At 48.0% G+C, this 17,217-nt stretch carries 7 protein-coding genes; 4 read left to right on the top strand and 3 right to left on the bottom strand.

Features of this window, described 5'->3' with window-relative positions:
• Positions 1-144 precede the first annotated feature (144 nt).
• Genes AC23N5_RS26685 through AC23N5_RS26675 form a run of 3 tightly spaced genes read left to right on the top strand, consistent with a single transcriptional unit; the run spans position 145 to position 15,092 of the window.
• Positions 145-1,803, top strand: coding sequence for a tetratricopeptide repeat protein (locus AC23N5_RS26685; RefSeq protein WP_487757884.1), 1,659 nt, complete (start codon positions 145-147; stop codon positions 1,801-1,803).
• Positions 1,804-1,851: 48 nt separating this feature from the next.
• Positions 1,852-5,019: a hypothetical protein gene (locus tag AC23N5_RS26680; RefSeq protein WP_487757883.1), complete on the top strand. Its 3,168-nt coding sequence runs from the start codon at positions 1,852-1,854 to the stop codon at positions 5,017-5,019.
• 35 nt (positions 5,020-5,054) lie between these two features.
• Positions 5,055-15,092 (top strand): DUF7933 domain-containing protein, encoded by a 10,038-nt coding sequence (locus AC23N5_RS26675; protein WP_487757882.1) that lies wholly within the window; start codon positions 5,055-5,057, stop codon positions 15,090-15,092.
• Positions 15,093-15,257: 165 nt separating this feature from the next.
• Here the strand turns inward: AC23N5_RS26675 and AC23N5_RS26670 are convergent, their stop codons facing one another.
• The 3 genes from AC23N5_RS26670 to AC23N5_RS26660 all read right to left on the bottom strand — a co-directional run bounded on the left by AC23N5_RS26670 (position 15,258) and on the right by AC23N5_RS26660 (position 16,091).
• Entirely contained in the window at positions 15,258-15,464 is a 207-nt protein-coding gene (locus AC23N5_RS26670) for a DUF6132 family protein (RefSeq protein ID WP_487757881.1), read from the bottom strand.
• The gene (locus AC23N5_RS26665; RefSeq protein ID WP_487757880.1) at positions 15,448-15,687 is read right to left on the bottom strand and encodes a hypothetical protein; all 240 of its coding nucleotides are present in this window, start codon (positions 15,685-15,687) and stop codon (positions 15,448-15,450) included. Before AC23N5_RS26665 ends, AC23N5_RS26670 begins: the two co-directional genes overlap by 17 nt.
• Positions 15,688-15,764: 77 nt before the next feature.
• Positions 15,765-16,091, bottom strand: a complete 327-nt coding sequence (locus AC23N5_RS26660; protein WP_487757879.1) for a rhodanese-like domain-containing protein — start codon at positions 16,089-16,091, stop codon at positions 15,765-15,767.
• A 149-nt stretch (positions 16,092-16,240) separates the two neighbouring features.
• On the opposite strand from AC23N5_RS26660, the gene AC23N5_RS26655 reads away from it, so the two are divergent.
• On the top strand, positions 16,241-17,200 hold the full coding sequence (locus tag AC23N5_RS26655) for an alpha/beta hydrolase (protein WP_487757878.1): 960 nt from the start codon (positions 16,241-16,243) through the stop codon (positions 17,198-17,200).
• Positions 17,201-17,217: the final 17 nt, after the last annotated feature.

The raw sequence follows: 17,217 nt of genomic DNA, 5'->3' as shown, positions 1-17,217 counted from the left end.
ATGAGGCATTTTTGTCTTGTTTTTGGTAGTTTAAAAAAGAAAAGAAGTGGTATAGAGTCTTATTTGGGATATTGAGAATGCTATTTTGGCACAATTGTTGATTTTGGCAACGTGAAAATCTATTCTCAATGTTGTGTTTAGCCGATGATAGTATATACCTCTGTTGATAGTGCCCCTCAACTGCAAAAATGTCGCTTAAAGGCATTTTTGATTAGAACTATCCTATCCTACGTTGCCTTGGGAGGGGTTGGGGCTTGCCAACAAAAGACAGAAACAGCGAAAGGGGATATTCTTAGTGTTGAAAATAGTATTCCGTTGTGTGTTGGAGGTGGGGGCTCAAGAGATATACTGAAAAACATAACAAAACCAGTCTTTAGAACGGGAATAGGAAATAGCCATTTAGAAATTACGACCAAAAACAAAGAAGCCCAACGATGGTTTGACCAAGGGCTCAATCATCTACACGGTTTTTGGCACCTCGAAGCGTACCGAGCGTTTCAGCAAGTGGTTGAAAATGACCCTGATTGCGCCATGGGATATTGGGGGATTGCCCTTTGTCAGCCAGGTTTTGGGGGAGATGATAAAAGCGTTTGGCAAGAAGCTATCGAGAAAGCAACGGCATTGTCGGGGACAGTTTCTTCCGTAGAAAAAGATTTTATCAAGGCAGCAGCAGTACTTGTCAACCAAGGATTGACCGAAACAACACTCCAAGTTTTTAAAAAACTATACCAAACCTACCCTGACGAACCCGAAGCCATTGCGTGGGCGTCGATTATGCTGCGCCAACACGAAAAAGAGGAGAGTCAACAAGAAGCGATTCAATTGCTCGAAAAAGCAATGCGTCGGTTTCCCGAAAACGTGGCGTTGATGCACTACTATATTCACGTTATGGAGTTGCGCCAAGAATTTGCGAAAGCCATCCCTGTTGCCGAGCAAATGGTGAAAATAGCCCCCAATGCCCCGCACATTACGCACATGCCAGGGCATTTATACTATTTGAAGGGGAGTTATGAAAAAGCAATAAGCGCTTACGCCAAAGCAAAAAAACAAGAAACCGACTACCATATTTCAGAAAAAATTCCCTTTTCGGCCAATCAAAACTACGTACATAATCTTCACTTTTTAGCGGTAGCCCAAGCCGAAGCAGGAGACGAAAAAGGAGCGCTTGAAACCGCGACTTCACTGGCCAACGTCACTCCCGAAACGCAACCCATCAACGAAGGCGCTGCAATGATGCTGCACTATGAAGGTAAAGTTTTACCCGCGTGGGTTCATATTCGTTTTGGGGAATGGCAAAAAGCAGTGGCGTACCTCGAAATACTTCTTAACGACTCGCAGCGTCCGATTCAGCATTCATTGGTGGCAAATTATTACCAAACCCTGCGTTTGTATTGCCTCGGGATGCAGGCCGTGCAGCAGCAGCGACTCCAAGACGCCAACCAATACGGCATGGAATTGAGCCAGTTGATGCACCAATACGAACAACAAGGTGCGACAAAGCAGGCGACGGCTGAGTTTAAGAGCATCAATGAAACCTACGATGTTATGAACATGATGCGCTACGAATTGGCGGGCTGGGTGGACAACATGGACAAAACCCAACCTTTCAACGAGGCGGCTTGGAAAGAAGCTTTAAGCCTCCAAAGCGCCATCAAATACGACGAACCGCCGCGCCTGATGGCGCCCGTAGAGGAGCAATTAGCATTGCTTCGAAAATTTCGAGGAGAACAGACAGCGTATCGTCAAGCCAAACAACAAGCATTGCAAAAAAGACCCAATAGCCGATTGATTGATCTTATCTGACACTGTGAAAGAAGCGTATTATAAACCATATTAATTCAAATAAATGTTATGAGAACCCATGTTTTACTCAAAAACAGCTACAAAGGATTCTTATATGTCATACAGGTAATGCTGGTGGCGTGTTTGGGGATGTTGGTGGGCTGGCCATTGGTATCCTTTGCCAATTCTTCCCCCAAAAAAGCTGCTCCGATGGTGGCGAATCCTGATTGCTACAAAGATTGGAACTTAGCGGCCAATAAAACGGGTATCACCATCACTTCGGGGTTAAATACTGGTGGAGGAAACCTCGCTGCACTCAGGGATGGGGATGCCACCACCAACGGTTTTTGGTTCCAAGCGAGTCAGGCCATAGCCAACAAAGAGGTATATAAATTTGTATTTCCCTCGGCGGCGATTTTGAATGGAATTGAAATTGTTGCTAATACACCTCTCACCAACGGTGCAACGTATCGGGTTGAAGGAAGTAATGATGGATCAAACTGGACAGATTTGACGGGGACGCAACCGTTTTCATCAGCCGCAACCGCTGCTGCTTATGGGGCATCTGGTAACTCTCGGAAATTTCCAATCACGGGAAATACAACACCCTATTTGCAATATCGCATTTATGGCATTTCGGGTACAACAGCCAATAGCTGGACCAATGAGCTTTACTTTGGAAGCCCTGTTTTAACGGCAGGTTTGTCGGATATTAGTTGTACCTACGGAGCAAATACCACTACAACTGCGGATGATGAAATTACCTTTAAACTCAACCCTCAAGGAGGTACTGGTACGTATTCAGTAGCTGTTTCGAGTGGTTCGGTGACACCAACGACAGGTACGTACGGGACAACGACAAACTTTAAGCTTCAACCAGGTTCGGCGGGAGCAGGCAATGTTTCCTTGATAATTACCAATACAACAATTACCTGTGACATCACCGAAACGATCGTTGATCCAGGCGTCGTACCTTTTGTGGATACCGACGGCGATGGCATTGGAAATAAAGTGGATTTGGACGATGACAACGACGGTATCTTGGATACGGTCGAAGACGCGTATTGTGGAGCGGTGAATTATAATACGAACCTCACCAATAAAGCCAAGTTACAAGTGTCAACGGACGCCGCAGTTACAGGAAGTATTAGCGTGTTATTGGATGGAAATATCGCCAATAATTCATTTTATTATACGGGAACAGCTCAAGCGGTGGCAGGGAAAACCTACGTTCGAGTTGACTTTGTGAAGCCTACCTTGTTAAAAGGAATGGAGCTGGCAGTGGGAGCGTATCTTTTCTCCAATGGAGCGGTGATAAAAGTGCAAGGAAGTAATGATGGTACCAACTGGACAGACATTGTTTCTTCGACGCGCACGGCGACTACTGCTGCTTGTATTTATGGTACTTGTGATGATGCTGAAACATTTCCTTTTGCCGCCAATATAACTGCTTACAAGTCATATCGTTTGTTAGGGGTTTCTGGAACGTCTCGTTCTACGCCTTGGATCAATGAATTGTTTGTCAACACCGCCGTTCAAGGTTTATGTGATTTTGACGGGGATGGCATTGCCAATAGCCTTGATTTAGATTCTGACAATGACGGGATTCCCGATAACGTGGAAGCCCAACCAACCCTTACTTACGTTGCCTCAAATGCGGATAACGCGGCTACTTATACAACCAACAATGGTGTAAACTCCGCGTATTTGGGTGGATTGACCCCGCTAGATACCGACACTGATGGTTGCGAAGATTTTTTGGATACCGATTCAGACGGAGATTTAGATTTAGATAAAGTAGAGTCAGGGCTAACCTTCAACGGAGTACCAGGCTTGAATGGTTTGGACAGTGGCTCAGAAACCGCCGATACCTATGCCGATGTCAACGGGATTGTCGATGTACCTAAAAATGTACTGGCAAGTTCAAATCCTGGCGTAAGTGAAGTCAAATACCGCGAAATTCCACCATTGAAGCGAACGATTACAGTATGCTATAGAACAGGAAAAGACTATGGTATTGGAGGGGCGCAACGCACAGACGCTGCTACTAAACTGCTCAGTGCTGCCAACTTTAGCCTTACAGGTACTTCTACTTTTACCTTTAAATTAGTCCCCTTTACGGTGGCCTTTACCAAAACAGGGCTCGAAGCAGCGGGTTGCCAAATTGTGGATTTGGGGATTGACAATACCGACGCAGGTGGAGCAACAGGTGCTTACACTGCGGCCGAAAAAACAGAACTTAATAACTGGAATGCAGCCTCTAAAAGCAACGTGATTTTAGCCTTCCAGAACTATGCAGGCGTGTTTGTGTCGGGATATACAGGGGTATCAGGTAATACTAACCCCAACGCCCTAACTACATTGGGAGAATCTGTTATCAGTGGTCCTTTTGGTAGTGTGGCCGGGTTCAACCAAGGAGGTGGATATACTGGCTCGTACTCAGCCATTCCCGCTTCTGCTTGCGTGATTGTACAAGATAATGCCAGCCCCACTAAAAGAACGACGGGGGTTATTGACAAAACTACCAATGATATTTATTTGGCGGATGTTGACTTGATTACCGAATTAGGTGGGCTAACGACTGGAAGTACAATAACAAGTAATACCGATAAGTTTTTTGCCAACCTATATCATTCGTTGGCCAAGCTAGTCGTGTTTGCACCGACCGATCCCTGTACTTATTTTAGTTGTGTAGCGGGACAAAATTCTCCTACGGTAAACAGCACTTCAATTTCTGGCTCAGGTTCGGTCAATCTTTCAACCATTACTGCCTCTAATTTACCTGCAAGTACGACGCTCACATGGCATACTGGCACGCCTGCAACCACGGCCAACAAGATTGCGAATCCAACAGCATACACCACTTCAGGAACGGTATATGCGGCCTTTTTTGATGCAGCCTCAAACTGCTATTCGGGGGCTGGAGTTGCTACTACGGCGGTTAATGTAACCATTACGGCAGCGGTACCTCAAGCCAATTTGAGTGTAGCCGTTGCCACGCCAATATCTCAAACTGGCGCACAAGGAGAGCAGCTTACCTACACTGTTACGCTGACCAATGCGGGTCCAGCCACCGCAACCAATGTAATCGTATCGGTGCCTATTCCAGAGCCTGCGGCCTCGTTGCTAACGGTGTCTCCCGCTTCGGGAACATATAATGGCACAACAAAACAATGGACGGTGCCAAGCCTAGCAGTGGGAAATACAACACTGACTTTCACCTTAAAAGTAAACTAATCGCTCACAACATATTTCTGAAACTCAACCATCGGATGAAACAGTTTTTTACGCTCATCGTAGTCCTAGGAATCATGTGTGGGATGATTTCCATGCAGGTTCAGGCACAATGCAATAGTTCTGCTCCTTCGGTACTCGCCAAATGGGATTTTAACTCTGGGACAGCCCAATGTAACGGCGCTGTGCCTTCTACCAAAGGCTGGTTGTACAAGCAAACTGTACCTATTCTTGCCCAAAATAAAAATACCTTTTGCCCCAACTCAAACAGTGGGTGTGGCCAGGCGCTACTTGGCTCGAAAGGATTTAGTAACACCAACGACTTCGCCAATGCACTTTGTTTGTCGGGATATTGGCGGCCAGGTACGAATCAATACGCAGTTTCGGAAGGGTGGAAGCCCAAAGACACCGTTTTTAAACCTGAAATCGGCGGTAATATCTATGTGGAGTACAAATTGCCTGCAGGAAAGTCAGGTACGTTAACCAGCTTTTCGGTTAAGCTTATTCAAAAGCAATATAACGGTACATCCATTCCTTACGAAAAGCAAGGTGTTGGCGTGTATCGAAATGGAGTGCTGGTTTATAACCAAACCCAAAATGTAGCGGCTTCCAATGTTAATGGAACACCTTTTACGTTTTCATTCCCAAATACCGCTGATTTTATTTCAGATGGTTCGGCCGAGGTAACTTGGACGGTTGTGTTTGGTTTGGTTAATCGACTAATTGAAAATGGAAGTTGGGGGTCAGTCAAAGTTGGCCCTGTCATTGGTTATGATGATATTTGTTTGAATGGAACATGCGGCGGTGGTGGCCCAGTGCCAGTAGCTGCCATTACGCCCGCAACTTGTGGCGCCACCAGTCCCAACAACGACGGTAAAATAACTTTGTCGAATTTTGGCGTAACGGATAAGTACGATTACGTCATTGGTACTACTTATACGGGGTCTCAGACGTACGCTACTGCCACGGCGATTCCAGCGGGGGGCGTCATTGCCAGTGCCTTGCCTAACCCCGCTTCGGCAACCACCTATGCGGTTCGGGTGTTTAACTCAGGAGGTTGTACCACTGATTTACAGGTAGTGCTTAACCCAACAAGCTGCCCATCGGGCGTGTGTACAAAACCCACCGCTACCTTGACGCCAACGCCAGCGACTTGTACGGGAACAAGCTCAAACAGTAACGCAAGTATTGCGATAGCGAGCGTAACAAATGGGGATAAAGTGGGAATTTCTCTAGGTGGAACCTATTCGGGAACGGCGTATGCTGCGGCACAAACCTTGACGGGGGGCGCTTTTACCTTTAGTAGTTTGCCTAACCCAAATGGCAACCAACTTTACACGGTGCGGGTTTTCAATGCTTCTAACGATTGCTACCAAGATTTTCCTGTCACCCTTGCCGAAACCGATTGTGGATGCAAGAAAATGGTGGTACAGGTAGTATCGGCCGATCAAGCTGATCCCAATTCTACGCCCAATAACAATAACACAAGCGAGGATGACTTAGCTACCTACGAGGTTTGTAAAAGCCCAACATTCATTGACTTGAAGTTGACCAAAACGGTGAACCCGACCAACGGGGTGACGTGTCCCGTAAGCTCAGACTTTGTTTGGACTTTGACCCTGACCAATGAGGGAACAATGACCGCTACTAACATTCAGGTAGTGGATAATATGCCACTCGAACTGTTGGTGTTGGGCAGTAACCCAGCTTCTGGAACGACCTATAACCCTATTGGTGGGTGGATTGTACCAAGCTTGGCGGCCAATGCGTCGGTGACGCTGACCATTACAACCAAGGCGACAAAAGCAGGGTCGTTTACCAACTGTGCGTGGGTAAATACAGCTTTCCCGCTGAACGACCCCGATTCAACGCCAGGTAATGCTCCAGCCTTGAACGAAGATGACGACGATTGTGCTACCATCACTGTCACAGGGCCAAACGTGCCAACTATTACCAAGGAGTTTAGCCCGTCGTCGGCCAAGCCAGGAACACCCGTTCGTTTGACACTCAAGATTAATAACAACGAAACAACGCCAATTACGTTGACTTCGACGTTTGTGGATAATCTTCCAAGTAGCCCAGCGCAGATGACTGTTGCTGCCAATCCCAACGTAAGCGTCAACAACGCTACGCCAGTCATTGCGGCTGCGGGAAGTAACGTGATTTTTATTCCAAACGGTACTTCGCTTCCGCCAGGTCTTACTCAGATTCAGGTAGATGTGACTGTGCCAGCGGAGGGGATTTATTGTAACAAATTAGTGCCAGGGGCACTTCAAACTAGCTCTTGTAGCACGATAGATACTACCGAAGCATGTATTGAATTTAAAAACTCATACATCGCGGCTCCATTATTGAAAAAAGCGTTTGCTCCTGCAATGGTACAAACCAACCAAAATAGTACCCTGACAATCACCATCGAAAACCGAAACAGTACGCCTATTACGCTTGGACAAGATTTCAAGGACGAATTGCCAGCGGGGGTAGTATTGGCAGGGGTGGCTACAGGAACGTGTGCGACTATCAGTACTTTTAGCAGTACTAACGAAGTAGGGTTGACCTCGGGCTCAACGATTGCCCCAGGTACCTGCACCATTATCGTTCCTGTGACCAGCGCAACGGCGGGCGATTACTGCAATACGATTCCGATGAATGCCATGATTGGCACTGTAAGCAATGGTAGCATTCCTGTAATGACAGGCAACGAAGACATTGCGGAAGCGTGTTTGAAAGTAGTACCTAATCCTATCTTTGACTTGGCATTACGTAAAACGTTGGCCCCAGGACAGGATTCGATAGTGACCCTAGGAGCAACGGTTAACTACAGGATTCGCCTCTTTAACCAAGGAACGGTAGATGCGACCAATATCCAAGTTACCGATTATATTCCAACGGGAATGAGCCTTCCGACAAGCACTCAATGGGCGGCAACGGCAGGGAAAGCAACGCTGATTACGCCATTACCATTGTTAAAAGCAGGTCGTGATACTACTTTGTCAATTAGCTTAACGGTAGAAAATACGGCAACGGGCGATTTGGTCAACCGTTCGGAAATCAGTGCCGCTACGGGCGGAACAGACATTGATAGTACGCCAGACGATAATCCAGCCAACGACGCGGGAGGGAAAGAACGGAGCCCAAGCGACGATAGCATTTACGGAAACGGCACAGGAAATCCTAGCGAAGTCAGTGCCTTGAGCGACGAAGACGATGCTGACCCCGCAGTAGTAAAAGTGGGTGAAGTCTGCTCAACGGCGAAAATGGCAGTGGGGATTATTCTTGCTCCTCAAAGCATTCGTACCCAAAACGACATAGTTTCGGTTACATTTGGTGTGGTTAACAACGGTTCTACAGTTTTATCAAACGTAACTTTTGAAGGAACGTATAAACTTTTCAAAGGAAGTGTTGGCGCACCAACGGTATTGACCGTTACGAAAAGCGGCGATGTCAACAACGATGGCATCATGCAGCCGCTTGAGTCGTGGTTATTTACGGCGACCATGACCAACACTCCTTACAATCCTGGGGATGTATTTTTGATTTGTGGTTTTGCCAAAGGATTGTGCGGTACGGATACCATCAAGGCAGGAAATGCCGACCTATTATTTACCGCAGGCGTGAATATGGACGTAGAAATTACCAACGACTGCGTGAAACCTGGCGAGTTTGTTGAGGCTGATTTGATTGCCCGCTTACTCATCGACGAAGATGCGGCCCAAAACCCAGGTACCGCCAACGTCGGAGGTATTACGATTACGTTGCCAAAACGCCGTTTTGAAGCGCGTAACATGCGTATCACGTCGCCGTTGTTGAACGGTGGCGCAGCATTTGATCCATTTAGTCCACCCATAGGTGTAACCATCCAAACTGTTACCGACCAAGGTGGGGCTGATGGAGGCCGCAATACGTCAAATATTTTGGACGAAGGCGATGCTGTTAATACAGCGCGCAAGCCTTGTTCGGCTTTGGGACAAAACGATGTCAACTGTGATTTCCCTGATTGGGTATTTAAGGTGAAAATTCAAGTGCCTGCCAATTATACAGGCGATAAGTTTATCGTAGAAGCAAAAGATGATTTTGACTTGTACGAAGCCAAAGAAGACCCCGCAGGAAGTGGAACATTCACGGCGTTTAGTAGCATTGGTGCTGCTACGGAGTCGGATAAAGATACCATCAATATCAAACCAAACGCAGGCCCTGACCAAACCTTGGCCTGTAGCAACGGCAGCTTACCAGCGACTGTTCAACTGACAGGAGCACCTGCCAATGGTACGTGGACAGCCTTGGCCGCCAACCCAGCAGGAATGACCGTGAGCAGCGCAGGCTTAGTGACCATCACCAATGCCAATGCCCAAGGAAAAAGCTATGGCTTTGTTTATACGTTGAATGGCTGCAAAGATACTTTGCAAATAACGGCACCTGTTTGTGCACCTACCTGTACTAAACCAGTCGCGGCGGTGAGTCCTAAAACCCAAACTATTTGCTCGGGAGCAACGGCCTCGGCTTATGCGGTAACGCCAAGTACGGGTGTAGAGTACAAGTGGTTCGGTCCATTGACCGATACAACGGGGGCATTTGGAACGGCTATTTCGGGTCAAACCAACGCCAGCTTTACCCCAACAGGTACGGCGCTGACCATCGCAGGTACGAAGTATTTTGCGGTGATTGTCAATACAACAGGAAATACAACTTGTTCGGATACGGCTTTTGTACAATTAATAGTTAATCCCAAACCTACGCCTGTCAACTTTGCGGCAGCAAGTGTTTGTGTGGGAGCAGAAGTTACCTATCCCGACCCATCGGGTACGAATGGTACTTGGACGGGGCCTGGCGTGACGGATACAGGAACAGGTGCAACGGTGAATACTACGGTAGCACTGACCCAGTTGGCAGCTACAGCGCCCAAAACGTTCTACATTTATTATACCCAAACCACGTCAGGCTGTACGCAAAAAGACAGTGCTGAGATTACGGTAAAAGCGCGTCCAGTCGTAACAATTTCGGGGCCAACGACGGTTTGCGAAACGAGCCTGCCAGTGAACTTTACGGGCTCGCCTGCTGGCGGCACGTTCACGCTTCCTCAAGGTTTCCCTGCGGGAGCAGCAACCCAAAATGGAAGTACGCTAACCTTGAACCCAGGATTTAATATCGCAAGCCTTACCTTTAGTTACAGCTATACGGACGCAACGACAAACTGTTCGGCAAGTGCTAGTCACTCAATTACGGTGAATCCCAAACCAAACGCAGGTCAAGATCAGACGTTGGCGTGTGCGAACCCATCGACGAACACGTTGACAACGAGCGCGACCTTGTCGCCAAGCCCAGCGGGTGGAACGTGGGCACAATTGGGAACTACCCCAGTAGCAGCGACGATTTCGGGTAACAACGTTTCAGGCATGACAGTCGCAGGGACGTATCAGTTTATTTACACGAGCACAGCAGGTTGCAAAGACACGGTAGCGGTCATTGTCCAGCCATGTGCAGGTTGTGTGAAACCAAATGCTGGCCCTGACGCGGCAGCGGTATGTCAGCCAACGAGCACGTCGAAATTGACGGCAGTGACATCGGGCGGCACGTGGGCACCGATTGGTAGTCCAGCCAACCCATCAGCTGCGAGCATCGACGCGAGTGGAAACATCACGGGCTTGTCAGCGGCAGGTATTTACAAGTTTGTGTATTCGGTAACATCAGGAGGACAAACGTGTACGGACACAGCGCAGGTAGAAGTGAAAGCCAAACCAGTGATTGCCGACGGCAGCGCGACGATATGCGCAGGTGAGTCGGTGGACTTGATTTCTAAAATTGTGAATTATAACACGTACCAAGGTCAAGTGTGGACAGTAGGAACGGCCAATGGCACGGTAGTAACCACGCCATCGTCGGTGAAACCAACGGGAACAACGACGTACATCTTGGTAGCGCAAAATGCGGCAGGTTGCAAAGACACGGCCCAAGTGGTGGTGACAGTTAATCCAAAACCAAACGCAGGTCAAGACCAGACGTTGGCGTGTGCGAACCCATCGACGAATACGTTGACAACGAGCACGACCTTGTCGCCAAGTCCAGCGGGAGGAACGTGGGCACAATTGGGCACAACGCCAGTAGCAGCGACGATTTCGGGGAACAGTGTTTCAGGCATGACAGTCGCAGGTACGTATCAGTTTATTTACACGACCACGGCAGGTTGCAAAGACACGGTAGCAGTGATCGTTCAGCCATGTGCAGGTTGTGTGAAACCAAATGCAGGTCCAGACGCGGCAGCGGTATGTCAGCCAACGAGTACGTCGAAATTGACAGCAGTGACATCAGGTGGCACGTGGGCACCAATTGGCAGCCCAGCCAACCCATCAGCTGCGAGCATCGACGCGAGTGGCAACATCACAGGCTTGTCAGCGGCGGGTATTTACAAGTTTGTGTATTCAGTAACATCAGGAGGGCAAACGTGTACGGACACGGCGCAGGTAGAAGTGAAAGCCAAACCAGTGATTGCCGACGGCAGCGCGACAATATGCGCAGGTGAGTCGGTGGACTTGATTTCTAAAATTGTGAATTATAACACGTATCAAGGTCAAGTGTGGACAATCGGAACGGCCAATGGCACGGTAGTAACCACGCCATCGTCGGTGAAACCAACGGGAACAACGACCTATATCTTGGTAGCGCAAAATGCGGCAGGTTGCAAAGACACGGCCCAAGTGGTGGTGACAGTTAATCCAAAACCAAACGCAGGTCAAGACCAGACGTTGGCGTGTGCGAACCCATCGACGAATACGTTGACAACGAGCACGACCTTGTCGCCAAGTCCAGCGGGAGGAACGTGGGCACAATTGGGCACAACGCCAGTAGCAGCGACGATTTCGGGGAACAGTGTTTCAGGCATGACAGTCGCAGGTACGTATCAGTTTATTTACACGACCACGGCAGGTTGCAAAGACACGGTAGCAGTGATCGTTCAGCCATGTGCAGGTTGTGTGAAACCAAATGCAGGTCCAGACGCGGCAGCGGTATGTCAGCCAACGAGTACGTCGAAATTGACAGCAGTGACATCAGGTGGCACGTGGGCACCAATTGGCAGCCCAGCCAACCCATCAGCTGCGAGCATCGACGCGAGTGGCAACATCACAGGCTTGTCAGCGGCGGGTATTTACAAGTTTGTGTATTCAGTAACATCAGGAGGGCAAACGTGTACGGACACGGCGCAGGTAGAAGTGAAAGCCAAACCAGTGATTGCCGACGGCAGCGCGACAATATGCGCAGGTGAGTCGGTGGACTTGATTTCTAAAATTGTGAATTATAACACGTATCAAGGTCAAGTGTGGACAATCGGAACGGCCAATGGCACGGTAGTAACCACGCCATCGTCGGTGAAACCAACGGGAACAACGACCTATATCTTGGTAGCGCAAAATGCGGCAGGTTGCAAAGACACGGCGCAAGTGGTGGTGACGGTGAGTCCCAAACCCAACGCAGGTCAAGACAAGACGTTGGCTTGTGCGAACCCATCGACGAACACGTTGACAACGAGCACGACCTTGTCGCCAAGTCCAGCGGGTGGAACGTGGGCACAATTGGGCACAACGCCTGTGGCAGCGACGATTTCGGGTAACAATGTTTCAGGCATGACGGTCGCAGGGACGTACCAGTTTATTTATACGACCACGGCAGGTTGCAAAGACACCGTAGCAGTGATTGTTCAGCCTTGTGCGGTTTGTACTAAACCGAATGCAGGAAATGACCAAACATTGGTGTGCGGTAGCGGTGGAGTTTCTCCAACGACTGCGACCTTAGCCCCAGTTACGACGGGTGGCGTTTGGAGTGTAATGGCCTCTAATCCTGCGGTTGCAACTATTTCAGGAAATGCAGTATCGGGAATGACAACAGCAGGTACGTATAAGTTTGTTTATTCAATCACAGGAGGAGGACAAACGTGTAGAGATACTGTGCAAATCATTGTGCCAACCTGCGTGCAAGAGCCAGTAGCTTGTACGATGAGTATGACAGCGACACCTGGAAGCTGTACCCCAGCAACAGGGACTTACACGCTAACGGGTAAACTTACCTTGAGTAACCCTCCAACGTCGGGAACATTGACTGTAAGCGTAGGAGGTGTTGAGCAGGTGTTTAGCGCACCATTTACGAGTCCTATTAATTATACATTGTCAGGGTTGCCAGCCGACGCTCAGGCACAGGTTGTTACCGCCGCATTCTCGGCAGATGGAGCCTGCAAGTCGTCGTTGACGTATTCGGCGCCAGCAAATTGCAAAACCAACCCATGTACAACTACCCTCACAGCAGTGCCAACGGCTTGTAATTCAACCACAGGTCTGTATGAGTTGAACGGTAGCGTAAGTTTTACAAATGCCCCAACGACAGGTACGATGACGGTGACGGTAGATGGACAAAGCCAAGTGTTTAACGCACCATTTACCAGTCCTCAGGCATACAACATCAAAAACTTGATGAGTGATGGGTCGGGTCACTTGGTAACGGTGAAATTTAGTGCCGATGGAAGTTGTGTAGGCACAGCCACCTATACGGCGCCTGCCAACTGCCGTACCAATGAATGCGGAGTATCAATAACAGCTACTCCAGGTAACTGTGTGACAGCAACTAACACCTATACTGTAAGCGGAACTGTGACGGTAAGCAATGCGCCAACCACGGGTACAATGACGGTAACGGTAGGCGGAAAGAGCCAAGTGTTTATGGCACCATTTAGCGTGACGCAGGTGTATTCAATCGCTGGTTTAGTAAGTGACGGAGCGCAGCATCAAGTGAAAGTAAGCTTCTCGGCAACGTCGATTTGTAGCGCTACCGCCACGTACAAAGCACCGCAGAATTGTTCAACAACCCAACAATGTGCCATTAACGTATCAGTAGAAGGAACGTTGTGTAATACAACCACGGGTAGTTATACATTGAATGGAGTAGTGAATTTTGTGAGTGCCCCCACCACAGGTACGCTGACCATCGTAGCAGCAGGTAAAACGTTGACTTTCAACGCACCGTTTTCAAGTCCAATGTCGTTCTCTTTGACAGGTTTAACGGGAGCAGGCAACCAGACAGTAACCGCCTCGTTTAGTGCCTCTAGCTGTTCGGCTACCACTACTTATGCACAACCTAATTGTGGTTGTGTGCCGTCGAATCCAGCCGTATTGGCGTCAAGTGTAACGGCTTGTTTGAACGATACTTTTCCAACGCTTCGTGCCACGGTGATTGGTCAAGCTACGATTGATTGGTTTACATTGCCTTCGGGAGGTGCGCCAGTAGCGGTCGGTACGACGAGCTTCAAACCCGCAGGAAATGTCACAGGAACGGTTACGTTTTATGTACAAGCCCGTAGTACCAACGGAACGTGTGCAGGAGAAGTAAGTGAACGAATTCCTGTAACGGTGACGGCTCAAAACTGCTTGGTAGAAATTGACTTGGCATTGAAAAAGTTGATTAGTAAGAAAATCGCTCAAGTGGGCGAGGAACTGACTTATACCATTAAAGTCTATAACCAGTCGGCTAATGGAGCTACCAACGTCGCGGTAACAGACACATTGCCAACGGCGGTGCAATTTGTGGCGAATAGTTTTGCCACAAGCCGAGGGGCAGCTACCCTGACGGGCAACATCATCAACTGGTCAATTGGAAATATTGCGGCCAACGGGGATACTGTAACGCTCACTTACCGCGTGAAAGTCTTGCAACCTGGCTTGTACTTCAACAAGGCCGAGATTACGTCGGCAGGGGAGAAAGACGTGGATTCAACTCCAGGCAATAACCAAGACGCAGAGGACGATTTAGACCGTCAGTGTTTTACAATACCAATTCCGTTGTGTAGCGGAAGCAAAGTAGAAGTAAGTATTGGAACCAACTACACGGGAGTGAAATGGTTCAAAGATGGTCAAGAATTGACGGCTTTGGCGGGTCAGCACGTAGTATTGTTGGATGCCGTAGGAAATTACACCTACACTGCCACCAACGGCGGATGCCCAACGGGAGGATGTTGCCCAATCATCATCCAAGCGGGTACCAACTGCTGCTCAGATCAACTTTGCGTACCATTTACGACGCGTAAGATTAAGAAGTAATTGTGCATCGGAGTTTGCTCAATTGTGTGTTGGGGTTGTGAGCAACCCCAACGAGCATCCGATTATTAAAAGATAGTTTTCATAACGTTGAGTAAGAAGAAAAAACAGCCCGTCAGCATTGCCGACGGGCTGTTTCGTATAAAAACTAATCTGAAAATAATAAATTTATGATGCTTTGGGTTTCAATAAAGACTGTGCTAAATCAGCCCCTAAGTAGCCCAGCAAGGTACCATAAGGGACCATGGTTTGCCACTGCGATTTGATAGGGCATGTGCCAGTGACGCAGCCAATTTCTTTCCAATACCAATAGCCGCCCACAGCGCCAATGCCCGCGCCAATCCATGCCCAGTTGAGGTTACTTAACTTCTTCATAAACGGTTTCTTCGTGAAGTGAAGTTTTGGATTGACGGTAATTGGGAGAAGCGCATCCATTCGACCCACAACAACCGACATTTAGCGCAGCTTGGAGGGCAAACAATCCCCCCATAAGACCCAACAACGGCTGGTGGTCGGCAAAGGCCGAGTAGATGAGCCAAAGCCCCATGCCCATGCGTAACATCCGCATTAGATCCCAATTTCTAAGTATTGCAGGCATTTGATTGTTTTTTGTTAAAATGTGTATTTGAACTTTTTGCCCCTTGCAAATTTGCTCCTTGCCTTTTGCCAACTTGCCTAATAAGGCCAACTCATCATGCCGCCCGAGAGGTTATAGACTTTTTCAAAGCCCAAATCACCCATCAATTGGCAAGCTTGGCCGCTGCGATTACCACTACGGCAATAAACAAAATACGTTTTACTTTTGTCCAATTTAGCAATGTTTTGTTGAAAATCCATTCTCATTAGGTCGATGTTCACCGCTCCTTTGATGGCTCCTGAACGCACTTCAGCGGCTGTTCTTACGTCGATTATTGCGGCGTTGGGTGTTTCTGATAGTAATTGTTTGAACGTAGCTGCGTTTACGTTTTCGTAATTTTTCTTGGTTTTAAAAAAGCTAAACATGGCTTTGAGGTGTTTAAGATTGTGAATGTATGGTACAAAGGTCAGGAAGAAAACAGCCTAAAAGCGTGATATTTGTTACACATGAGTAGAAATCGTACTAAAATAAACTTAGAGCAATGTTAAACTCGAATGAAAAAAACACAAACCCCATGAAATCCGCCTTATCTTTGCGTTTTGTTTTTGGTCTTATAGCTCTCTTTTTCAGTTGTACTATGTCGCGTTCTCAAACCGTCATTCCTCTTTGGCCCGATGGACAAATTCCCAATGACCTAAAAAATCGTAACATTCAGGAAAAAATCGAAGTCGGAAATGACGGAGTTTTGCGCATTAGCAACATTGTGCTACCCACGCTGTCGGTCTATATGCCCGAAAAACCGACGGGGGCGGCTGTGGTAATCTGCCCAGGCGGTGGTTATCGCATTGAAGCCTCTGGCCACGAGGGAGTGGATGTGGCGCAGTGGTTTAATAGTTTTGGGGTAACGGCGTTTGTATTAAAATACCGCTTGCCCGACGATGCACTTTGGGCCAACAAACACGAAGTAGCGCTCCAAGATGCGCTCAAAGCCATGCAATTGGTGCGTAGCAATGCTACCAAATACAAAGTTGACCCCAATCGCATTGGTATCATGGGCTTTTCGGCAGGAGGGCACTTGGCCTCAACGGTAAGTACGCATTGGCAATCAGCGCCTTCGATGACAGGGCTGAAAAATCTCCCTAACGTCGAAATTTGTAAACCTAACTTTTCGATTTTGATTTATCCCGTGATTAGTTCGGGACCTTTCAAACACGCAGGTTCGTTTGAGTTGTTGTTGGGTAAAAACCCATCTGCCGAACAAATAGACTATTATTCTAGCGAAAAGCAAGTGAGCGAAAAAACACCTCCTACGCTTTTGGTACATGCCACCGACGACAAAGGTGTACCCGTAGAAAACAGTTTGATGTACTACGATGCCCTAAGAAAGTATAAAATACCTGCTTCTATTTTGGTATATGAAAACGGCGGGCATGGCTTTGGTTTGGGGAAAAAACAAAAAGGCTCGGTCAAACATTGGCCCGACGGCTGCCAAGCGTGGATGGAAGGAATGGGGCTGCTCGAACCGAAAAATTAGAATTAATGCACTCTATT

The organism is Runella sp. R5_40 (assembly GCF_057652295.1).
This window is presented reverse-complemented; position numbering and strand designations above follow the sequence as displayed.